18 protein-coding genes are annotated in these 21,362 nt (G+C 71.6%); all 18 read right to left on the reverse strand.

Going from position 1 to position 21,362, the window contains the following annotated elements; all coding sequences use genetic code 11:
* Window positions 1-15: 15 nt before the first annotated feature.
* Window positions 16-1,110 carry a VIT1/CCC1 transporter family protein gene (locus BIU95_RS11070; protein ID WP_071251692.1) on the reverse strand — a complete coding sequence of 365 codons (1,095 nt, stop codon included), beginning with the start codon at window positions 1,108-1,110 and terminating at the stop codon, window positions 16-18.
* A gap of 130 nt (window positions 1,111-1,240) precedes the next feature.
* The gene (gene pyk / locus BIU95_RS11075) at window positions 1,241-2,686 is read right to left on the reverse strand and encodes a pyruvate kinase (protein ID WP_017887208.1); all 1,446 of its coding nucleotides are present in this window, start codon (window positions 2,684-2,686) and stop codon (window positions 1,241-1,243) included.
* A gap of 233 nt (window positions 2,687-2,919) precedes the next feature.
* A complete protein-coding gene (locus BIU95_RS11080) occupies window positions 2,920-4,377 on the reverse strand; it encodes a glutamate synthase subunit beta (RefSeq protein ID WP_017887206.1) in 1,458 nt (485 codons plus the stop codon).
* A 53-nt stretch (window positions 4,378-4,430) separates the two neighbouring features.
* Window positions 4,431-8,948: a glutamate synthase large subunit gene (gene gltB, locus BIU95_RS11085; RefSeq protein ID WP_042540278.1), complete on the reverse strand. Its 4,518-nt coding sequence runs from the start codon at window positions 8,946-8,948 to the stop codon at window positions 4,431-4,433.
* Window positions 8,949-9,195: 247 nt separating this feature from the next.
* A complete protein-coding gene (lgt, locus tag BIU95_RS11090) occupies window positions 9,196-10,182 on the reverse strand; it encodes a prolipoprotein diacylglyceryl transferase (protein WP_175470759.1) in 987 nt (328 codons plus the stop codon).
* 96 nt (window positions 10,183-10,278) lie between these two features.
* On the reverse strand, window positions 10,279-11,073 hold the full coding sequence (trpA, locus tag BIU95_RS11095) for a tryptophan synthase subunit alpha (RefSeq protein WP_017887203.1): 795 nt from the start codon (window positions 11,071-11,073) through the stop codon (window positions 10,279-10,281).
* Entirely contained in the window at window positions 11,070-12,284 is a 1,215-nt protein-coding gene (trpB, locus tag BIU95_RS11100) for a tryptophan synthase subunit beta (RefSeq protein ID WP_017887202.1), read from the reverse strand. The genes trpA and trpB overlap by 4 nt, the downstream gene beginning before the upstream one ends.
* Before the next feature lie 128 nt (window positions 12,285-12,412).
* Window positions 12,413-13,198 carry an indole-3-glycerol phosphate synthase TrpC gene (gene trpC, locus BIU95_RS11105; protein ID WP_071251727.1) on the reverse strand — a complete coding sequence of 262 codons (786 nt, stop codon included), beginning with the start codon at window positions 13,196-13,198 and terminating at the stop codon, window positions 12,413-12,415.
* A gap of 19 nt (window positions 13,199-13,217) precedes the next feature.
* Window positions 13,218-13,457: an HGxxPAAW family protein gene (locus BIU95_RS11110; protein WP_017887200.1), complete on the reverse strand. Its 240-nt coding sequence runs from the start codon at window positions 13,455-13,457 to the stop codon at window positions 13,218-13,220.
* The gene (locus tag BIU95_RS11115; RefSeq protein WP_071251693.1) at window positions 13,454-14,152 is read right to left on the reverse strand and encodes a Trp biosynthesis-associated membrane protein; all 699 of its coding nucleotides are present in this window, start codon (window positions 14,150-14,152) and stop codon (window positions 13,454-13,456) included. Before BIU95_RS11115 ends, BIU95_RS11110 begins: the two co-directional genes overlap by 4 nt.
* The gene (locus tag BIU95_RS11120) at window positions 14,149-15,693 is read right to left on the reverse strand and encodes an anthranilate synthase component I (RefSeq protein ID WP_017887198.1); all 1,545 of its coding nucleotides are present in this window, start codon (window positions 15,691-15,693) and stop codon (window positions 14,149-14,151) included. The genes BIU95_RS11115 and BIU95_RS11120 overlap by 4 nt, the downstream gene beginning before the upstream one ends.
* Window positions 15,690-16,088 carry a phosphoribosyl-AMP cyclohydrolase gene (hisI, locus tag BIU95_RS11125; protein ID WP_017887197.1) on the reverse strand — a complete coding sequence of 133 codons (399 nt, stop codon included), beginning with the start codon at window positions 16,086-16,088 and terminating at the stop codon, window positions 15,690-15,692. The genes BIU95_RS11120 and hisI overlap by 4 nt, the downstream gene beginning before the upstream one ends.
* A 25-nt stretch (window positions 16,089-16,113) precedes the next feature.
* Window positions 16,114-16,884 carry an imidazole glycerol phosphate synthase subunit HisF gene (gene hisF / locus BIU95_RS11130; RefSeq protein ID WP_071251694.1) on the reverse strand — a complete coding sequence of 257 codons (771 nt, stop codon included), beginning with the start codon at window positions 16,882-16,884 and terminating at the stop codon, window positions 16,114-16,116.
* Window positions 16,881-17,720: an ATP phosphoribosyltransferase gene (hisG, locus tag BIU95_RS11135; RefSeq protein ID WP_017887195.1), complete on the reverse strand. Its 840-nt coding sequence runs from the start codon at window positions 17,718-17,720 to the stop codon at window positions 16,881-16,883. Before hisG ends, hisF begins: the two co-directional genes overlap by 4 nt.
* A gap of 70 nt (window positions 17,721-17,790) precedes the next feature.
* Window positions 17,791-18,054 (reverse strand): phosphoribosyl-ATP diphosphatase, encoded by a 264-nt coding sequence (locus tag BIU95_RS11140; RefSeq protein WP_031259753.1) that lies wholly within the window; start codon window positions 18,052-18,054, stop codon window positions 17,791-17,793.
* Between the two features lie 101 nt (window positions 18,055-18,155).
* Window positions 18,156-18,815 carry a ribulose-phosphate 3-epimerase gene (gene rpe / locus BIU95_RS11145; RefSeq protein WP_017887193.1) on the reverse strand — a complete coding sequence of 220 codons (660 nt, stop codon included), beginning with the start codon at window positions 18,813-18,815 and terminating at the stop codon, window positions 18,156-18,158.
* 35 nt (window positions 18,816-18,850) lie between these two features.
* On the reverse strand, window positions 18,851-20,419 hold the full coding sequence (locus BIU95_RS11150) for an RsmB/NOP family class I SAM-dependent RNA methyltransferase (protein WP_254783345.1): 1,569 nt from the start codon (window positions 20,417-20,419) through the stop codon (window positions 18,851-18,853).
* Entirely contained in the window at window positions 20,416-21,351 is a 936-nt protein-coding gene (locus tag BIU95_RS11155) for a methionyl-tRNA formyltransferase (protein ID WP_071251696.1), read from the reverse strand. The genes BIU95_RS11150 and BIU95_RS11155 overlap by 4 nt, the downstream gene beginning before the upstream one ends.
* Between the last annotated feature and the right edge of the window lie 11 nt (window positions 21,352-21,362).

A 21,362-nucleotide genomic window follows, 5' to 3' on the forward strand; every position in this document is an offset into this window, starting at 1 on the left:
ATATGAATACCAAGGTCATGCGGAGCCGGTCCCGAACAGCAACCCGAGCACGTAGGTGACGACCGCCGCGCCGAAGCCGATCGCGAGCTGCCGGAACGCGCGCTTGGTGGGCGAGGCGCCGCTCAGCACGCCGACGACCGCACCGGTGCCGAGCAGGGCGATCCCCACCAGCCCGCCGGCGACCGCGATCGCAGCCCAGCCCTGCATGCCGAACAGGAACGGCAGCACCGGGATGACCGCGCCCGAGGCGAAGAAGCAGAAGCTCGACACGGCGGCGCTCAGCCCGGTGCCGACGGCCTCGTGGTCGTCCGCGACCGGGGTCGGACCGGTCGCCGGCCGCCGCTCCCCGATGCCGGACAGCACCTGCGCCGCGTGCTCGGTCGCCTCGGCCTCGGACATCCCACGCGCCCGGTAGACCAGGGCGAGCTCGTTCGCGTCGACGTCGAGGTCCGACACCGCCCTGCCGGCTTCGGGGTGCGGCGCGGACGCCTCGAGCAGTTCCCGCTGCGACCGGACGGAGACGTACTCCCCCGCACCCATCGACAACGCGCCCGCGAGCAGGCCGGCGATGCCGCTCAGCAGCACGAAGTGCCGGTCGGCCCCGGAGGCGCTGATGCCGATGATGAGCGCCAGGTTGGACACCAGGCCGTCGTTCGCGCCGAACACCGCCGCGCGGAACGTGCCGGACAGCCGCATCCGGCCGCGGTTCGCGAGCCCGCGCACGACCTCGCCGTGGATGCGTTCGTCGGCGGCCATCCGCGCGGTCGCGTCGGAGTCGTCGGCGTAGGGCGAGCGGTCCTCGGCGCGCTGCATGAGCGCGAGGACGAAGACCGACCCGAACCGCTTGGCCAGCGCGGCGAGCACCCGGGTCCGGAGGCTGCCCCGCTGCGGCCGGCCGACGTCGTCGCCGAGCAGGTCGAGCCAGTGGTCGGCGTGCCGCCCCTCGGCCTCGGCCAGCGCGGCCAGGATCTCGCGCTCCTCGCCGGAACGGCGCGCGGCGAGGTTGCGGTACACGGCCGCCTCGGCACGTTCGTCGGCCAGGTAACGACGCCAGCGGCGGACGTCGGCGCGCGGCGCCGGGGTGTCGGATCGGAGGCTCACAGCGACCATCCTGCCGCCTGCGGCCGACGTCCGGTCACCACCAGGGCCGTGGAGACGCGGCAGGGCGCGGACCGGAAGCGGTCGGTGCTGCGCGCACCGTGCCTCCCGCCCGCGCCCTGGTGGCGACGGATCCGTCGGATCAGTCCCGGACGTACGCCGGGGCGGCCTCGGCGTGGGCGTCGCCCACCCGGTGCACGCGGAGGTCGTTCGTCGAGCCCTCGATGCCGGGAGGGGACCCGGCCGTCACGATGACGCGGTCGCCGGGGGCGGCCAGGCCGTTCTCGAGGAGGACGTCGTCCACCTGCGAGAAGAGCTCGTCGGTGTGGGTCTTGCGCTCCACCAGGAACGAACGGACGCCCCAGGTGAGTGCCATCCGGCGGCGCGTGGCCTCGTTCGGGGTGAAGGCGATGATCGGCAGGCCGTGGCGCAGGCGCGACATGCGTCGGGCCGAGTCGCCGGACTCGGTGAAGACGCAGAGGTACGACGCCTCGGTGAACTCGGCGATCTCGACGGCGGCGAGGGTGATCGCACCGCCGAGGGTGCGCGGCTTGGTGCCGAGCGGCGCGATGCGCTCGAGGCCGTGGTCCTCGGTGGACTCCACGATGCGGGCCATGGTGCGGACGGTCTGCACCGGGTACTCACCGACGCTCGTCTCACCGGACAGCATGACCGCGTCGGCACCGTCGAGCACGGCGTTCGCGACGTCGGAGGTCTCGGCGCGCGTGGGGATCGGCGACGAGATCATCGACTCGAGCATCTGCGTCGCGACGATGACCGGCTTCGCCATGCGGCGGGACAGCTCGACGGCGCGCTTCTGCACGATCGGGACGGCCTCGAGCGGGAGCTCGACGCCGAGGTCACCGCGGGCGACCATGATGCTGTCGAAGGCGTCGATGATCTCCTCGAGCGCGTCGACGGCCTGGGGCTTCTCGACCTTGGCGATGACCGGCAGGCGCTTGCCCTCTTCGTCCATGATCTCGTGCGCACGCACGACGTCGCTCGCGTTGCGGACGAACGAGAGCGCGATGAGGTCGGCACCCTGGCGGATCGCCCAGCGGAGGTCGGCCTCGTCCTTCTCGCTCAGCGCGGGGACGTTGACGGCGACACCGGGCAGATTGATGCCCTTGTTGTTGGACACCGTGCCGGGGACGACGACCTCGGTGCGGACCCGGACGCCGTCGGTGTCGAGGACACGCAGGCGGACGCGGCCGTCGTCGATGAGCAGCGGGTCGCCGGGCTTGACGTCCTGCGGCAGGCCCTTGAACGTCGTGCCGCAGATCTCCTTCGAGCCGGGGACGTCCTCGGTCGTGATGGTGAAGATGTCACCGACCGCCAGGTCGTGCGGGCCGTCGGCGAAGCGGGCCAGACGGATCTTCGGACCCTGCAGGTCGACGAGGATCGCGACGGGCTTGCCGAGCTCTTCGGCGGCACGACGGACGTTGACGTAGTTGGCCTCGTGGACGCTGTAGTCACCGTGGCTGAGGTTGAGGCGGGCGACGTCGACGCCCGCTTCGATGATCTCCTTGACGGTCTCGTAGTCCGACGTTGCCGGTCCGAGCGTCGAAACGATCTTTGCGCGTCTCAATGGATTCCTTCGTGGTGGTGGATGGAGCTTGGGTTTCCGCGCTGTGGGGCCGCGCGGAACGAAGCGAGGCCACCAGCACCCTACCGAGTGCTGGTGGCCTCACGCTCACGGGAGCGTGAGCATCTGGTGGAGACGGTCCGTCTTCTGGCGGCGATCCGTCGTCCGGTGGCGGTCCGACATCTGGTGGCCGTCCGACATCTGGTGGCGGTCCGACATCTCGTGATCGTCCGGCATCAGACGGAGATCGCCCGGTCGGTCGCCTTGACCGGAGCCGGCAGGATGGTGGAGCCCTCGAGGTACTCGTCCACCTGTGCGGCCGCGGCACGGCCCTCGGCGATCGCCCACACGATGAGCGACTGCCCCCGACCCGCGTCGCCCGCGACGAACACGCCGGCCTCGTTGGTCGCGTAGTCGGCACGGCGGTCGAGCGACCCGGAGCCCGTGGTCGGCAGGCCGAGCTGCGGCTCGATCGTGTCCGACTCGGGGCCCGTGAAGCCCATCGCGATGAGGACGAGGTCCGCCGGGATCTCCCGCTCGGTGCCCGCCTTCGGCACCCGTCGGCCGTCGAGGTACTCGGTCTCGGCGACCCGGAGCGCACGGACCTCACCCGCGTCGTTCGACAGGAACTCGACGGTGGAGGCGAGGAAGTGCCGCTCGCCGCCCTCTTCGTGGGCACTCGTGATCTCGAACACGGTCGGGAACATCGGCCACGGCTGGTCGGACGGACGCTCGAGCGGCGGCTGCTTGCCGATCGCCAGGTTCGTCACGCTCAGCGCACCCTGACGGTGTGCGGTGCCGATGCAGTCCGCACCGGTGTCGCCGCCGCCGATGACGACGACGTGCTTGCCCTCGGCCGTGATCTGGTTGTCGACCGTCGTGCCCGCGTTCGCCTTGTTCTGCTGGACCAGGTAGTCCATCGCGAAGTGCACGCCCTCGAGGTCGCGCCCCGGGATCGGCAGGTCACGGGGCACGGTGGCACCGGTGGCGACCACGACCGCGTCGTAGCGGGACTTCAGGTCGTCCCAGGTGATGTCCTTGCCGATCTCGACACCGGCACGGAACCGGGTGCCCTCGGCCTGCATCTGGGCGAGGCGCGCGTCGATCTGGCGCTTCTCCATCTTGAAGTCCGGGATGCCGTAGCGGAGCAGTCCGCCGATGCGGTCGTCCCGCTCGTAGACGGCGACCGTGTGCCCGGCACGCGTGAGCTGCTGCGCGGCGGCGAGCCCGGCGGGGCCGGAGCCCACCACGGCGACGGTCTTGCCGGTCAGGCGCTCCGGCGGGTGCGGCGTGACCCACCCGTTCTGGAACGCCTGGTCGATGATCGAGACCTCGACCTGCTTGATGGTCACCGGCGGCTGGTTGATGCCGAGCACGCAGGACGACTCGCACGGGGCCGGGCAGAGCCGCCCCGTGAACTCCGGGAAGTTGTTCGTCTCGTGCAGGCGTTCGATCGCCTGACGGCCCTCACCGCGCCAGGTCAGGTCGTTCCACTCCGGGATGAGGTTGCCGAGCGGGCAGCCCTGGTGGCAGAACGGCACGCCGCAGTCCATGCACCGGCCGGCCTGGCGCTTCAGGACACCGGACTCCTGCTGCTCGTAGACCTCTTTCCAGTCCATGAGCCGCACGGGCACGGGGCGCCGGGGCGGGAGTTCGCGTTCCTGGACCTTCAGGAATCCCTTGGGGTCAGCCACCGGTCACCTCCAGGGTTGTGATGGGCTCTGTCGATTCCGGACGTGCGTGACGCTCAGCCACCGGTCACCTCCATGATCCGATTCCAAACGATGTCACCGTCGGGGTCGAGCCCCTCGTCGACGGCCTGTCTGCGCGTCTCGAGCACCGCCGCGTAGTCGCGCGGCAGCACCTTGACGAAGTCGCTCAGGTCCCCGGACGCCAGCAGGTCGGACGCGAGCGTCGACCCCGTCTCGTCGGCGTGCCGGGTGAGCAGGTCGGTGACGATCTCGACGTCGGCACTGTCGAGCGCCTCGAGCCGGAGCTCGCCGGTCGCCAGGGCGTCGGTGTTCACGTGCTCCCGGCGCAGGCCCCGGACGTACGCCGTGCCACCCGACATACCGGCACCGAGGTTCCGGCCGGTCTCGCCGATGATGAGCGCGAGTCCACCCGTCATGTACTCGAGCGCGTGGTCGCCCACACCCTCGACGACCGCCGTGGCACCGGAGTTGCGCACCAGGAACCGCTCGCCCACGATGCCGCGGATGAACATGCTGCCCTGGGTGGCGCCGTACCCGATGACGTTGCCGGCGATGACGTTCTCGGCCGGGTCGAAGCCCGAACCGGCGTCGGGGCGGACGACGATCTGGCCGCCGGACAGGCCCTTGCCGACGTAGTCGTTGCTGTCGCCGATCAGGCGCAGCGTGATGCCCGCCGGCAGGAACGCGCCGAGCGACTGCCCGGCCGAACCGCGCAGCGTGACGTCGATCGAACCGTTGGGCAGCCCGTGTTCCCCGTGTCGCAGGGTCACCTGGTGGCCGAGCATGGTGCCGACGGCGCGCTCGGTGTTCCGGATGGGCAGGTCGAGCGCGATCGACCCGCCGTGGTCGAGCACGTCAGCGGTCTGCTGGATGAGCTGCACGTCGAAGTGCTGGTCCAGCTCGTGGTCCTGCTCGCGGTGGTGGCGGCGCGGCTCCGCGTCGTCGAAGTGCGGTCCCTTGAGCACCGGCGCGAGGTCGAGGCCCGACGCCTTCCAGTGCTCCACGGCGCGGTCCACGTCGAGCGCGTCGGTCTGCCCGATCGCCTCGTCGAGGCTGCGGAAGCCGAGCTCCGCGAGGAGCTCGCGGACCTCTTGTGCGATGAACTCGAAGAAGTTGACGACGAACTCCGGCTTGCCGGAGAAGCGCTTGCGGAGCTCGGGATTCTGCGTGGCGACGCCCACAGGGCAGGTGTCCAGGTGGCAGACGCGCATCAGGATGCACCCCTCGACCACCAGCGGAGCGGTCGCGAAGCCGTACTCCTCTGCTCCGAGCAACGCGGCCACGACGACGTCGCGCCCCGTCTTCATCTGCCCGTCCACCTGCACGACGACCCGGTCGCGCATGCCGTTCAGCATGAGCGTCTGCTGGGTCTCGGCCAGGCCGATCTCCCACGGAGTGCCGGCGTGCTTGAGCGAGTTCAGCGGGCTGGCGCCGGTGCCACCGTCGTGGCCGGACACGAGCACGACGTCGGCCAGGGCCTTCGTCACACCGGCCGCGACGGCACCGATGCCGGACTGGCTGACGAGCTTCACGTGGACGCGGGCGGCCGGGTTGGCCCGCTTCACGTCGAAGATCAGCTGCTTGAGGTCCTCGATGGAGTAGATGTCGTGGTGCGGCGGCGGCGAGATCAGGCCGACGCCCGCGGTGGCGTGCCGGGTGCGGGCCACCCACGGGTAGACCTTGGCCGGGGGCAGCTGACCACCCTCGCCGGGCTTCGCACCCTGCGCCATCTTGAGCTGGATGTCGGTGGCGTGCGTCAGGTACATGCTCGTCACGCCGAAGCGTCCGGAGGCGACCTGCTTGATGGCGCTGCGGCGCTCGGGGTCGAGCAAGCGGTCGACGTCCTCACCGCCCTCGCCCGTGTTCGAGCGGCCGCCGAGACGGTTCATCGCGATGGCGAGGGTCTCGTGGGCTTCCTTCGAGATGGACCCGTAGGACATCGCGCCCGTGTTGAAGCGCTTGACGATCGACTCGATCGACTCGACCTCGTCGAGCGCGATGGGCTTGCGCGCACCCTGCTTGAAGCGGAACAGCCCGCGGAGCGTCATCAGCTGCTCGGACTGGTCGTCCACGGCGCTCGAGTACTCGCGGAAGATGTCGTACCGGCGGGCACGGGTCGCGTGCTGCAGGCGGAACACCGTGTCCGGGTTGAACAGGTGCGGCGGACCCTGACGGCGCCACTGGTACTCGCCCCCGATCTGCAGCCGCTCGTGCGACAGCACCGCGCCGTCCTGCGGGTACGCCTGGGCGTGCCGCTCGGCGTTCTCCTTGGCGATGACGTCGATGTCGACGCCGCCCAGGATCGACGAGGTGCCCGTGAAGTACTTGTCGACGAACTCCTGGCTGAGCCCGACGGCCTCGAAGGCCTGCGCACCGGCGTAGCTGGACACCGTGGAGATGCCCATCTTCGACATGATCTTCAGCACGCCCTTGCCGAGCGCCTTGATGACGTTCTTGACCGCCTGCTCGGGGGTGATGCCAGGGATCATGCCCGCGCGGACCAGGTTCTCGCAGGTCTCCATCGCCAGGTACGGGTTGATCGCCGACGCGCCGTACCCGATCAGGGTCGCCACGTGGTGGACCTCGCGCACATCGCCGGCCTCGACGATGAGCCCGACCTTCATGCGCTGCTCGGTGCGGATCAGGTGGTGGTGCACCGCCGCGAGGAGCAGCAGGCTCGGCACCGGCGCCTGCTCGGCGTTGCCGTCGCGGTCGGACAGCACGATGAACTGCTTGCCGGACTCGATCGCGGCGTCGACCTCGTCGCACACGGCGGCGATGCGCTTCTGCATCGCCTTCTTGCCGGCGTCGACGCGGTACAGCCCCTTGATCGTGACGGTCAGGTGGCGACCCGACTCGGTCTCGAAGTGCTGGACCTTGGCGAGCTGGTCGTTGTCGATCACGGGGAAGTCGAGCGTGATCTGCTTCGCGTGCTCCGGACCGGCGGAGAGCAGGTTGCGCTCCGGACCGAGACCCATCCCCATCGAGGTGATGACCTGCTCGCGGATCGAGTCGAGCGGCGGGTTGGTCACCTGGGCGAACTGCTGCGTGAAGTAGTCGAAGAGCAGTCGCGGACGCTCCGACAGCACCGCGATCGGGGTGTCCGACCCCATCGCACCGAGCGGTTCGGCACCCGCCGCGGCCATCGGACGGAGCAGGATGCGGACTTCTTCTTCGGTGTAGCCGAACGCCCGCTGACGGCGGGTGACCGAGGCCGGGGTGTGCACGATGTGCTCGCGCTCCGGCAGGTCGTTCAGGTTGATGCGGCCGGCTTCGAGCCAGTCGGCCCACGGACCCGAGGCGGCGAGCTCGCGCTTGACCTCGTCGTCCTCGATGATGCGGCCGGCCTCGGTGTCCACCAGGAACATCCGGCCCGGGCGCAGGCGGCCCTTGCGCACGACCTTGGCGGCCGGCACGTCGATGACCCCGGTCTCGGAGCCCATCACGATGAGCCCGTCGTCGGTGACGAGGAACCGGCCGGGGCGCAGGCCGTTGCGGTCGAGGGTGGCGCCGACGAGCGACCCGTCGGTGAAGGTGATCGCGGCGGGGCCGTCCCACGGCTCCATGAGCATCGAGTGGTACTCGTAGAACGCCCGGAGGTCCGGGTCCATCCCGACCTGGTTCTCCCACGCCTCTGGAACCATCATCGACACGGCGTGCGGCAGCGTCCGACCGGTCAGGGTCAGCAGCTCGAGGACCTCGTCGAACGAGGCCGAGTCACTCGCCCCCGGGCTGACGATGGGGAGCAGCGGGGCCATGTCGCCCAGCAGTTCGCTCTCGAGCTGCGACTGGCGCGCCCGCATCCAGTTGCGGTTGCCGCGCACCGTGTTGATCTCACCGTTGTGGGCGATGGTCCGGAACGGCTGGGCGAGCGGCCACGACGGGAACGTGTTGGTGGAGTAGCGCGAGTGCACGATCGCGAGCTTCGACGTGAAGCGCTCGTCGCTCAGGTCCGGGTAGAACGGCTCGAGCTGGAGCGTCGTGACCATGCCCTTGTAGACCATGGTGCGGCTCGACAGCGACATGAAGTACAGGTCGTTGTCGTGCTCGGCGCGCTTCCGGAGCCGGAACGCCTGCCGGTCGAGGGCGATGCCGCTCCACGATGCCCCGTGCACGTCGTGCCGGATCGAGGCGACGAACAGCTGCTCGAACGCCGGCATCGCGGCGCGGGCGAGCGTGCCGAGGACCTCCGGACGCACCGGGACCTCGCGCCACCCCAGGACCTTCAGGCCCTCTTCGCGGGCGAGTCGTTCGACGGCGCCCTTCACCGCGTGCCGGGCGTCGTCGTCCAGCGGCAGGTAGGCGGTCCCGACGGCGTACTCCCCCGCTGCCGGCAGCTCGAACGGTACGACGTCCCGCAGGAACTCGTCCGGCACCTGGCACAGGATGCCGGCGCCGTCACCGGTGCCCGCGTCGGATCCCACGGCACCGCGGTGCTCGAGGTTCCGGAGCGCACCGAGCGCCGCGTCGACGATGTCGTGCCCCGGCGTGCCGCGCAGGGTCGCGACCATCGCCAGTCCGCAGGCGTCCTTCTCGTTCGCCGGGTCGTACATGCCCGTGGCGTCCGGGATCGCGGAGAAGCGGCGGTGCGGCGGCACGAGGCTCGTCGGTGCCGAGGGCTGGGTTGGCTGGAGCGCCATGGGGAACCGTCCTCACGAGGAAGTGGAACAGGGACAGCGGTGGCCCGGTGGTGCGTTCCGCCCGAGCGGGCGGGACTGGTGCCCGTGCCCGCCGTCAGTGGTCGTTGCCCTGGCGGCCGGCGAGGTTGCTGGGCCCCGCTTGTGGCGGAGACCGTCTGGTTCAGCGGGTGGTCGTGACCGGTTCGTCACTCGTGACGCCGTCTGCTGCGTCGTCGTCGTGCTCCGAGAAGGTGTCTACGGAGTCTACATCGGAGGTCGGACGAGGCCCGCGACCCGGCAGGTAGGGGCTCGGCTCCTTGCCGGTGTGCCGTCGGCTCTGCACCACGAAGATCAGGATGCCGATGACGACCGCGGCGAGGGCCATCCACACGTTCGTGCGGACGCCGAAGAAGGTCTCGCTCGTGTCGACGCGGATGGACTCGAGCACCGAGCGGCCCGCGCCGTACCAGATCAGGTACAGGCCGAGGACCTTGCCCCACTGCAGCGTGAACTTGCGTGCCAGGAACAGGATGACGACCACGCCGAGGACGTTCCAGATGATCTCGTACAGGAACGTCGGGTGGAACAGCGTGCCTTCGGGCAGGCCCTTCGGGAACGCGGCGTTGCTGGAGTCGATCTCGAGCCCCCAGGGCAGGCTCGTCGGCATGCCGAAGAGCTCCTGGTTGAAGTAGTTGCCCAGGCGTCCGAAGGCCTGTGCGAGCAGGACGCCCGGCACGACGGCGTCGATGAACGACGTGAACCGGAGACCGACCTGGCGGCACCCGATCCAGGCACCGACCGACCCGAGGATCAGCGCGCCGAAGATGGCCAGCCCGCCCTCCCAGATGTACAGGAACGACAGCGGGTCGATGCCGGGGCCGAAGTAGTCGGACACATGGGTGAACACGTGGAAGAGCCGTCCGCCGATGATGCCGGCGGGCACGGCCCAGATGGCGATGTCGATGATGATCCATCGCTCGACGCCCCGGGCGTTGAGCCGACGGTTCGCGAGGACGACCGCGGCGACGATCCCGACCAGGATGCAGATCGCGTACGCGTGGATGCGGAAGTCGAGGGGCAGCGACCAGCCGAACGCGTCGCGGAGCCAGGCGGTCAGGTCGAAGTACTGCCAGGCGGTGCTCGGGCTCGGGATGCTCAGGAGGGGCATGGAGGTGCTGTCGCCTTTCGGAACTGACGGGGCGCGGTCGACGTGGCGTCGGCCTCGCTCACTGTAGCGCGGGTCGCGGGCCCGACAGGAACTGGACTAGCGGCGGCGGGCGCCGGTGGCGAGGTCGGCGGCCCGGTCGGCCACACCCTGCACACCGAGGTCGGCCAGGGCCCGGACGAACGCGGACCCGACGATCGCACCGTCGGCGTACTCGAGCACCTCGCCGACCTGCTCCGCCGTCGAGATCCCGAGGCCGACACAGGTGCGCTCGACCCCGGCGTCACGCAGGCGCGACACGACGGTGCGTGCGGCGACGTCGACCCCGACCCGGGCACCGGTCACGCCCATCGTCGACACGGCGTAGACGAAGCCACGACTGGACTCCACCGCCTGACGCATGCGCTCGTCCGACGAGGACGGCGCGGCGAGGAAGACCCGGTCGAGGCCGGTGCGCTCGGACGCCTCGGTCCACGCGGTGGCCTCGTCGGGGATGAGGTCGGGCGTGATGAGACCGGCGGCTCCCGCGGCGACGAGGTCGTCGGCGAAACGGTCCACGCCGTAGCGCAGCACCGGGTTCCAGTAGGTCATGACGAGCACCGGCACGTCGGCCCGCTCGGTGATCTGCTGCACGGCGTCGAAGACCTGTGCGACCCGGAAGCCGTTCGCCAGGCTCTCCTCGGCTGCGCGCTGGATGACGGGGCCGTCCATGACCGGGTCGGAGTACGGCAGGCCGAACTCGATGACGTCCACGCCGTTCTCGGCGAGGGCGACGGCTGCGTCGACGCTGGTCTGCAGGTTCGGGTACCCGGCGGGCAGGTACCCGACGACGGCTCCGGCGCGCTCGGCGTTGGCGGCGTCGATCGTCTGGGCGACGGTCTTGTTCGTGGTCACAGCTGCACCGCGTTCTCGTCGAGGATGCCGAAGTAGCGACTGGCGGACGCGACGTCCTTGTCACCGCGGCCGGACAGGTTCACGAGCACGACGCCCTCGGGCCCGAGCTCCTTGCCGAGCTTGATGGCACCGGCCAGGGCGTGCGACGACTCGATCGCCGGGATGATGCCCTCGGTCTGGCTCATCAGGCGGAACGCCTCCATGGCCTCGGTGTCGGTGATCGGCTGGTACTTCGCCCGGCCGATCGACGCCAGGTACGCGTGCTCCGGGCCGACGCTCGGGTAGTCGAGCCCGGCGGAGATGCTGTGGCTCTCGATGGTCTGGCCGTCCTCGTCCTGCATCAGGTAGGACTTCGCTCCCTGCAGCACGCCTTCGCGACCGAGCGTGATGCTCGCCGCGTGCCGACCGGTCTCGACGCCGTCACCACCGGCCTCGAAGCCGTGCAGCGCGACGGACTCGTCGTCGAGGAACGCCTCGAAGATGCCCATCGCGTTCGAGCCGCCGCCGACGCACGCCGCGACGGCGTCCGGCAGCCGACCGATGCGGTCGAGGACCTGCTGGCGCGCTTCCTCGCCGATGACCTTGTGGAACTCGCGCACCATCTCGGGGAACGGGTGCGGACCGGCGACGGTGCCGAGCAGGTAGTGCGTCGACTCGACGTTGGCGACCCAGTCGCGCAGGGCGTCGTTGATGGCGTCCTTGAGGGTGCGCGAACCGGTCTCGACCGGGATCACCTCGGCGCCGAGCAGGCGCATCCGCGCGACGTTGAGCGCCTGGCGCTCGGTGTCGACGGCGCCCATGTAGACGACGCACTCCATGCCGAACAGGGCTGCGGCGGTCGCGGTGGCGACACCGTGCTGCCCGGCCCCGGTCTCGGCGATCAGGCGGGTCTTGCCGAGGCGGCGGGCGACGAGGGCCTGGCCGAGGACGTTGTTGATCTTGTGCGAGCCGGTGTGGTTCAGGTCCTCGCGCTTCAGGATGATCCGGGCGCCACCGGCGTGCTTCGCGAACCGCGGCACCTCGGTGATGATCGACGGACGCCCGGTGTAGTCACGGTGCAGCGCGTCGAGTTCCGCACGGAACGCCGGGTCCGCCCAGGCCTGACGGAAGGCGGCCTCGAGCTCGTCGAGCGCGAGGACGAGGGACTCGGGGACGAAGCGTCCGCCGAAGTCGCCGAAGTAGGGGCCGTGCAGGTCGCGGAGTGAGGTCACGATGTGTCTCCCGGGACGAGTCCGACGCGGCCGGTCGGCCGCGTCGGACGGGTGGAACGTGCGGCCGCGGTCGGCGGCCTCGATGCGTGGAGCGGACCGGGCCGCGGTTCGGCGGCCTGGTGAGCCGGTCAGGCCTGGTCGGCGGCGTCGATGAACGACGCGAGGGTCGCGGCGGGGTCGCTCCCCGTCACGAGCGCCTCGCCGACCAGCACGACGTCGGCGCCCGCTGCACGGTAGTGGGCGACGTCGGCGGGACCGGAGACCGCGGACTCGGCGACGCGCACGACCCCGTCGGGGATGCGGTCGGCGAGCGACCCGAACAGGTCGCGGTCGAGCGAGAAGTCGGTGAGGTCGCGGGCGTTCACGCCGAGGATGCGGGCACCGGCGTCCAGGCCACGCGTGACCTCGTCACCGGAGTGCGCCTCGACCAGGACGCGCATGCCGAGTTCTTCGGCGAGCGTGTGCAGCTCGACCAAGCGGGCCTGCTCGAGCGCCGCCACGATGAGCAGCACGACGTCGGCACCCGACGCCCGGGCCTCGATGACCTGGTACGGGTCGGCGATGAAGTCCTTGCGGAGCACGGGGACCCCGACACGGGCCTTCACGGCTTCGAGGTCGGCGAGGCTGCCGAGGAACTTGCGCCCCTCGGTCAGGACGCTGATCGTCGAGGCGCCACCACGTTCGTAGTCGGCGGCGAGGCCTGCGGGGTCGGCGATCGCTGCCATCGCCCCGCGGGACGGGCTGGCGCGCTTCACCTCGGCGATGATCTTCACCCGGTCGCCCGGGCTCAGGAACGCGAGGGCGTCGAGGGGCGACGCCACCCGGTTGAGGTCGCGTTCGACGTCCGCGTACGGGCGATCGACACGACGGGCTGCGGCGTCCTCGAGGGCGCCGGCGACGAGGGTCTCGAGCACGTTCGGCATCGGCAGACCCCTACTCGCCGTGGTGCTTGGGGACGAACTTCGGACCGTCGACGCCGTAGCCGGCCTTCTTCATCACGCCACCGACGATGAGGCCGATGAGGACGACGCCAGCGGAGGCCCAGACGCCCCACGGCTGGTCGAACCAGAAGAACAGCGTGCCTGCCGCGAATCCGATCAGCATGATCACGACGGCGGTCCAGGCGGCCGGCGAGTGGCCTTCGCCGAGTTCTGCGGGCTCAGTGTTGCTCACGGTGCTCCTCGTTCTGCTCCGGCGTCGTCGGTCGAGCGACGCCCTGTCGATCCTACCGTGTCGTCACTCGGCGCCCCCGCGCCCGCGCCGTCCACGGTGGTGGGGTCCACGCCCGCGCTCAGGTCGTCCCAGTCGACGACCGCATCGCGCTCGACGGGTGCCGCGGCCCTCGCCGCGGCGGCGGCTCCGGCGGTCGCGGCTCCGTACTTCCGGCTCGGTCCGGGCCAGGCGCGCTGGACCACGATGACGACGACACCCAGCAGCACGGCGAGCACGCCGCCCGCGATGCCGACTGCGGGCCACGGGCTCACGCTGACGCTCGACACGACGCTCCGGACGGCGCCGAGGTCGCTCACCCCGGCGACCTCGCCCACGGCGCCGCGTGCAGCGGCGATCGGGTCGGCGGCCGCGGTGATGCCGCTGACGACCACGCCGAGGCCGAGCAGGATCTCCACGGCGGCGAGCACGATGCGCAGCACCCATCCGGCGATGGTCATCGCGAGGAACAGCGCGAGGCTCGCGATCGCCAGCGCGGTGAACTGCGGCACGACCGCTGCGCCGTCGGCGGCGACCGTCGAGGTGACTGCCGCTCCCGCGTGCAGGCGGACGGTGAACCAGGTCTGGGTCCACGCGAGCATGATGATGCCGGCGACCAGGAGTCCGGCGACGACGACGATCGGGCGCGACCGCTTCACGAACGGACCTCGCGCATCCGGTTCGCCGTCGCGACGGCACGCAACGGGGCCGCGGCCTTGTTGACCGCCTCGACGTGCTCGGTCTCCGGGTCCGAGTCGGCCACGAGGCCGGCCCCGGCCTGCACGCGGGCGACGCCGTCCTTGATCAGGGCGGTGCGGATCGCGATCGCCAGGTCGGCGTCCCCGGCGAAGTCGAAGTAGCCCACGACACCGGCGTACGCACCACGCTTGGCGGGCTCGAGCTCGTCGATGATCTGGAGCGCTCGGGGCTTCGGCGCGCCCGAGAGCGTGCCTGCCGGGAACGTCGCCCGGAACACGTCGATGGCCGAGGCCTCGGGACGGATGCGGCCCTCGACGCTCGACACCAGGTGCATGATGTGGCTGAACCGCTCGACCGTCATGAACTCGGTGACGGCGACCGTGCCCGGCTCGCACACCTTCTGCAGGTCGTTGCGGGACAGGTCGACGAGCATCAGGTGCTCCGCGCGCTCCTTCGGGTCGCCGAGCAGGTCCTCGCCGAGGCGGACGTCCTCTTCGGGCGTGGCACCACGCGGGCGGGACCCGGCGATCGGGTGGGTGACGGCGTGGTCGCCCTGCACCTTCACCAGCGCCTCGGGCGAGGCGCCGACGATCCAGAACCGCTCGTCGGCGGTGTCCGCCAGCGCCAGGAAGTACATGTACGGGCTCGGGTTCAGGGTCCGGAGCACACGGTAGACGTCGAGCGGGTCGGCCGTCACCTCGTGGTCGAACCGCTGCGAGATGACGACCTGGAACACGTCGCCATCGCGGATGAAGTCCTTCGACCGCTCGACGGCGGCCATGTAGTCGGCCGGGCTCGTCCGGTGCGTCGGGGTCGGCTCCGCGATCTCGAACGCCTCGGCGACGGTCGCGACGCTCGGCTGCACCAGGTCGCCCTGCATGCGGTCGAGGCGCTGCTGCGCGTCCGCCCACAGGGCATCGGCGTCGTCCGTGCCGTCGTTCAGCACGCTCGCGACGAGCAGCACGAGCCCGGTGCGGTGGTCGAGGGCGGCGAGCTCGGACACGAAGGACAGGGCCTGACCGGGGACGTCGAAGTCGGACGGCGGCACGTTCGGCAGGTGTTCGAGCTGCCGGACGGCCTCCCACCCGATGAAGCCCACGGTGCCGCCGACGAGCGGCGGCGAGCCGGGCACACGGGGCGTGGCCCAGCGCTCGTGCAGCCGCGCGAGGACGTCCAGCGGGGCACCGTCGAGGGACCCGACGGCCCGCTCGGCGTCGATGCCGGTGTCGATCCACGCCGCGCGGTCGCCGTCCTGCGTCAGGACGCCGAAGCTCCGCACCCCGACGAACGACCAGCGCGACCACAGGCCGCCCTGGCCGGCGGACTCGAGCAGGAACGACCCGGGGCGGCCGTCGGCGAGCTTGCGGTACACGCCGACCGGCGTCTCGCTGTCGCCGTACAGGGCGCGGACGACCGGGATGACACGGTGGTCGTCGACCAGACCGTCGAACTCCGGCCGGGAGGTCGTGTGCGGGTTCTCGGAGATCGTCGCGGCGGTCATCGGGTCGCCTCCACGGCTGCGTCGGCCGGGGCGGACATGGTCACGGGCGCGAGCGGGTCGACGTCGAAGCACCGGTGCGCACCGGTGTGGCACGCCGCCCCGACCTGGTGCACCGTCACGAGGAGCGTGTCGTCGTCGCAGTCCAGCGCGGCCCCGCGGACGTACTGCGCGTGTCCCGACGTGTCGCCCTTCCGCCAGTACTCGTTCCGCGACCGCGACCAGAAGGTCACACGGCCCTCGGTGAGGGTGCGGCGGAGGGCTTCCCGGTCCATGTAGCCGAGCATGAGGACGTCCTTCGACGATTCCTCCTGCACGATGGCGGGGAGCAGGCCGTCCGCACCGAAGTGTGCGCGGTCGAGGACCGCCTCGGTGTCGGTACTGGTGCTGTCGGTCATGAGACTCCTAGCCTACGGCGGCGGATCAGCGGACGGCGTGACCGGTCGCGCGGAGCGCGGCCTTGACGTCCCCCACGGTCATCTCGCCACGGTGGAAGACGCTGGCGGCGAGGACCGCGTCCGCACCCGCGTCGACGGCCGGGGCGAAGTGCTCGACGCGACCCGCGCCTCCCGAGGCGATCACCGGGACGGACGAGACCGCGCGCACCGCGGCCACGAGTTCGAGGTCGAACCCGTTCTTCGTGCCGTCGGCGTCGATCGAGTTGACGAGCAGCTCCCCCGCACCGCGTTCGACGGCTTCGCGTGCCCAGGCGATCGCGTCGAGGTCGGACTCGGTCCGCCCCCCGTGGGTGGTGACCACGAAGCCCGAGGGCATCCGGTCCGACCGCTTGACGTCGAGCGAGAGCACGACGGCCTGCGCGCCGAACCGGTCGGCGATCTCGCCGACGAGTTCGTGGCGGGCGATGGCCGCGCTGTTCACGCCGATCTTGTCCGCACCGCACTGCTGCAGCCGCGACACGTCGTCGACGCTGCGCACCCCACCACCGACGGTGAGCGGGATGAAGACCTGTTCGGCCGTCCGGGTCACGGTGTCGTGCATCGTCGCCCGGTTCTCGACCGTGGCGCCGACGTCGAGGAAGGTCAGCTCGTCGGCACCCTGCTCGTAGTACCGCGCCGCGAGCTCGACGGGGTCACCGGCGTCCTGCAGGTCGAGGAAGTTGACACCCTTGACGACTCGGCCGCCCTTGACGTCGAGGCACGGGATGACCCGCACCGACACGCCGCCGGTGGTCACAGGCGTGCGGCGTGGATCGGGCTGACGAGGATCGCCCGGGCGCCGAGGTCGTAGAGCGCGTCCATGATGAGGTTCGCGTCGTCGCGCGGGATCATCACGCGGACCGCCGCCCACTCGCGGTCGTGCAGCGGCGACACCGTGGGCGACTCGATGCCGGACGCCACCGCCGTCGCCTGCTCGAGCAGTGCCGTGGGGACGTCGTAGTCGAGCATCACGTAGCCGCGGGCGACGAGCACGCCCTGCAGCCGCCGACGCAGCACGTCGATGCCGGCGATGGTCTCGTCGGTGGAGACGAGCACCGCGGTCGACTCGAGGATCACCGGGCCGAAGATCTCGAGGCCCGCCTGTCGGAGCGTGCTGCCCGTCGACACGACGTCGGCAACAGCGTCGGCGACCCCGAGCCGCACGGCGCTCTCGACGGCGCCGTCGAGCTTCACGAGCGTCGAGGTGACCCCGTGCTCGGCGAGGAACGCTCCGACGAGGCCGGGGTAGCTCGTGGCCACGCGGACGCCGTCGAGGTCCTGCAGCGAGGCGAACCGTCCGGGCGTGCCGGCGAACCGGAAGGTGGAGTCGGCGAAGCCGAGCGCGTCGACCTCGTGCGCCTCGGAGCCGGAGTCGAGCAGCAGGTCACGGCCGGTGATGCCGACGTCGAGTGCGCCGGACCCCACGTACGTGGCGATGTCCCGCGGGCGGAGGAAGAAGAACTCGACGCCGTTGCGCTCGTCGAGCAGGTGCAGCGCCTTCGGGTCACGGCGACCGGCGTACCCGGCCTCACGCAGCATGTCGGACGCGGTCTCGGACAGGGAGCCCTTGTTGGGCACGGCGATGCGGAGCATCAGGGGTCTGCTTTCTGGTCGGGGTCGTGGCGGATCGAGGTCGGTGCGCGGGCTGGTGCCCGAGCGCGTCCTACAGATGTCGCCAGACGTCCGCCGGGGTGAGCCCCTTGGCGACCATGAGGACCTGGAGGTGGTAGACCAGCTGCGAGATCTCCTCCGAGGTGCGCTCGTCGCCCTCGTACTCGGCCGCCATCCAGACCTCGGCGGCTTCCTCGACGATCTTCTTGCCGATCTGGTGCACGCCGGCGTCGAGTTCGGCGACGGTGCCGGAGCCCTCGGGGCGCGTGCGCGCCTTCTCGGTGAGCTCCTGGAACAGGTCGTCGAACGTCTTCACGGGGTCCAGGCTACCGGTCTCCGCTGACGCGGCCGACGCACCGTCCGGACGGGAGGCGGTGGTCGCCTCGGCCACGCCGGTACCGTCCGGCGTTCCCCCGGTCACGAGCGTGCCCGAGCGGCGGCCTCGCGCAGGTCGGTGATGCGCGCGGCGGGCTCGCCGCCGAAGACCGCGGACCCCGCGACGAGCGTGTCGGCACCGCTCCGCACGGCCTCGGGCACGGTGTCCACCGAGATGCCCCCGTCCACCTCGAGCCAGACGTCGAGCCCCGAGGCGTCGACCGCCGCGCGCGCGTCAGCGAGCTTCGGCATCACGGACGGCATGAACGACTGGCCGCCGAACCCGGGCTCGACCGTCATCAGCAGGATCATGTCGTAGGCGTCGAGGTGGTGCAGCACCTGGGTGATCGGGGTGCCGGGCTTCACGGCGACGGCCGCGCGGGCACCGTTCGACCGGATCGCCGCGGCGGTCGCCACCGGGTCCTCGGCTGCCTCGAAGTGGAACGTGACGCTCGACGCACCGGTCTCGGCGTACTTCGGCGCGTTGCGGTCGGCGTCAGTGACCATGAGGTGCACGTCCAGCGGCACCGGCGACACCTGCTGCAGGCGCTCGACGATCGGCAGCCCGAGCGTCAGGTTCGGCACGAAGTGGTTGTCCATCACGTCGACGTGCACCAGGTCGGCGGTCTCGATGCGGTGGAGTTCACGCTCGAGGTTCGCGAAGTCGGCGGACAGGATGCTCGGCGAGATGCGGATCGTCACCGGGCAAGCCTACCGGCGTGCCGCGCGTCGGGGCCTCAGTCGACGCGGCGGAACAGCGCGATGAACATCGCGTCGGTGCCGATCCGGTGCGGCCAGAGCTGCGCTGTGTCGCCGTCCGCGATCTCCGGGTCACGAGCGGCGACACCCCGGACGACCGTGGCGGTGTCGAGCTGCTCGAGCCGGTCACCGTGCCGCCCCATCAGCGCGTCGACCTGCCCGCGCGTCTCGGCCAGGTGCGGCGAGCACGTCACGTACGCCAGGGTCCCGCCCGGTGCGAGCACGCGGACGGCGGCGTCGAGCAGTTCGGTCTGCAGCGCCGCGAGCTCCTCGACGTCCTCGGGGAGCTTCCGCCAGCGGGCCTCCGGCCGGCGACGCAGTGCGCCGAGCCCGGTGCACGGGGCGTCGAGCAGGATGCGGTCGAAGGTCATCCCGGTGCCGTCGCGGCCGTACCGACGGGCGTCGCCCTCGACGACCCGCACGTGGTCGCCGAACACGCCGAGGGCGTTCCGCACGAGTCCGGCCCGGGCGGGCACGAGCTCGTTGGCGACCAGGGTCGCCCCGCCCTGCTGCGCCTCGGCGGCGAGCAGCGCGGCCTTGCCGCCGGGACCGGCGCACATGTCGAGCCACCGCTCCCCCGCACGCACGTCCGACGAGCGGCTCAGCGCCAGCGCGGCGAGCTGCGACCCCTCGTCCTGCACGCGCAGGCGCCCGGCGGCGACGCCCGGCACGCGCGCCGGGTCGCCGCTGATGCCGCGGATGCCGACGGGCGACACCGGCGCGGCGTCCGCCTGCACGACGGGCTCGTCGGCCCGGACGGGAGGCACGGTGCCGGTCGCGCCGTCGGCCTCCGGTTCGTCGTCCGCGGGCATCAGGGCCGCGGGCACGTCGTCCGCACCGGTCGCGTCAGCGAACGCGGCGTCCGGGTCGTCGTCCGGCGCGGTGCGCGCGGTCGCCGTGGCGATGTCCTCGTCGGTGGCGAGTCCGGGCAGGGCTGCGAGCTGCACCCGGGGTGCTGCGTTGTCGGCAGCGAGCAGGGCTGCGAGCTCGTCGCGGGAGCGCTCGGCGGCCAGGGCGTCGCGGAGCGCGGAGACGACCCAGACCGGGTGCGACCACCGGGTGGCGAGCAGGGCGTCCCCGGCGCGGCCCTCGGTGATCAGGGCGTCCCACTCGTCGTCGGTGCGGGCGGCGATCTTCCGCATCACGGCGTTGACGAACCCGGTGGCGCGGCGGGCACCGACCTCGCGGGCGAGCTCCACCGTGGCGTCGACGGCGGCGTGCGTCGGCGTGCGCATGGCGAGCAGCTGGTGGGCGCCCAGGCGCATCACGTCGAGGACGTCCGCCTCGATGTTCTCGGCCCGGCGACCGGAGGCCAGCGCGATGATGACGTCGTAGCGGCCGAGCATCCGGATCGACCCGTAGGTGAGCTCGGTCGCGAACCCGGCGTCGCGGGCGGTGAGCCCGGCACGACGGATGCGCGTCGGCAGCAGCAGGTTCGCGTAGGCGTCGTCGACCTGCACGGCGCGGAGCACGTCGAACGCCACGCGGCGGGCACTGGCCGGGCGGGGGCCACGGCGGGCAGCCTGGGGCTTCGTCTGGGGGCTCATGCGAGGACCTTCCCGTCCAGTTCGCCGAGGCCACGGGCCCAGGCGGCGGCGTCCATCGCCTTCTTGCCCGCCGGCTGCACCTCGAGCAGCACGAGCGGGGTGTCGGCGGTCCCGACCAGCAGCCGACCGCCGTGGAGCGCGAGCGCACCGGGCGCGAGCGACGGGGCGGGGTCCTCGGCGCCTCCTGGCTGGAGCGTGCTGCGGAGCAGCTTCACGCGGGTCTCGCCCAGGTGGGCGTACGCGCCGGGCTCGGGCGTGACGCCGCGCAGCCGGGCGTGCACGACCGCTGCCGGAGCGGCGAAGTCGACACGGCCGTCGTCGATCGTGAGCTTCGGGGCGAGCGTGGGCTCGCCGGACTGCTCGGTCGCGACAGCGGTGCCGGCGGCGATGCCGTCCACGACGTCCGCCACGACGTCGGCACCGACCTCGGCCATCGCGGCGAGGACCTCACCCGAGGTCGCCCCGGGGTCGATCTCGAAGGGCCGCGCGGCGTAGACCGGGCCGGCGTCCAGCGCCTCGACCAGCTGGAAGACCGTGGCGGCGGTCCGGGTGTCGCCGGCCATCACCGCACGCTGCACGGGAGCAGCACCGCGGTACGCCGGCAGGTCGGAGAAGTGCAGGTTGATCCACCCGTGCCGCGGGGCGTCGAGGGCCGGGCGGCGGAGCAGAGCGCCGTAGGCGACGATCACGCCGAGGTCGACGTCGAGGTCCGTGATCCGGGCGGTGACGGCGTCGTCGACGCGCGAGGCCTCGATGACCGGCAGTCCGAGCTCCGCGGCGACGACGGCCACCGGGGTCGGGGTGAGGACACGCTTGCGGCCCTGCGGGGTGGCCGGCCGGGTGAGTACCGCGACTATCTCGTGGTCGGACGCCGCCAGACGGCGGAGGGTGGGGACGGCCGCAGCGGGGCTGCCGGCGACGACGAGACGCATGGGTCCATCGT

Source organism: Curtobacterium sp. MCBA15_007, from assembly GCF_001864905.1.
GTDB classification, from domain to species: domain Bacteria; phylum Actinomycetota; class Actinomycetes; order Actinomycetales; family Microbacteriaceae; genus Curtobacterium; species Curtobacterium poinsettiae.

Bases quoted from the DNA above. Each gene is read 5' to 3' on its own strand.
- BIU95_RS11155 (WP_071251696.1), bottom strand. From the start codon at position 21,351: ATGCGTCTCGTCGTCGCCGGCAGCCCCGCTGCGGCCGTCCCCACCCTC.
- hisI (WP_017887197.1), bottom strand. From the start codon at position 16,088: ATGACCGACAGCACCAGTACCGACACCGAGGCGGTCCTCGACCGCGCA.
- BIU95_RS11120 (WP_017887198.1), bottom strand. From the start codon at position 15,693: ATGACCGCCGCGACGATCTCCGAGAACCCGCACACGACCTCCCGGCCG.
- lgt (WP_175470759.1), bottom strand. From the start codon at position 10,182: ATGCCCCTCCTGAGCATCCCGAGCCCGAGCACCGCCTGGCAGTACTTC.
- gltB (WP_042540278.1), bottom strand. From the start codon at position 8,948: ATGTACGACCCGGCGAACGAGAAGGACGCCTGCGGACTGGCGATGGTC.
- BIU95_RS11070 (WP_071251692.1), bottom strand. From the start codon at position 1,110: ATGGTCGCTGTGAGCCTCCGATCCGACACCCCGGCGCCGCGCGCCGAC.
- hisG (WP_017887195.1), bottom strand. From the start codon at position 17,720: ATGCTCCGCATCGCCGTGCCCAACAAGGGCTCCCTGTCCGAGACCGCG.
- BIU95_RS11150 (WP_254783345.1), bottom strand. From the start codon at position 20,419: ATGAGCCCCCAGACGAAGCCCCAGGCTGCCCGCCGTGGCCCCCGCCCG.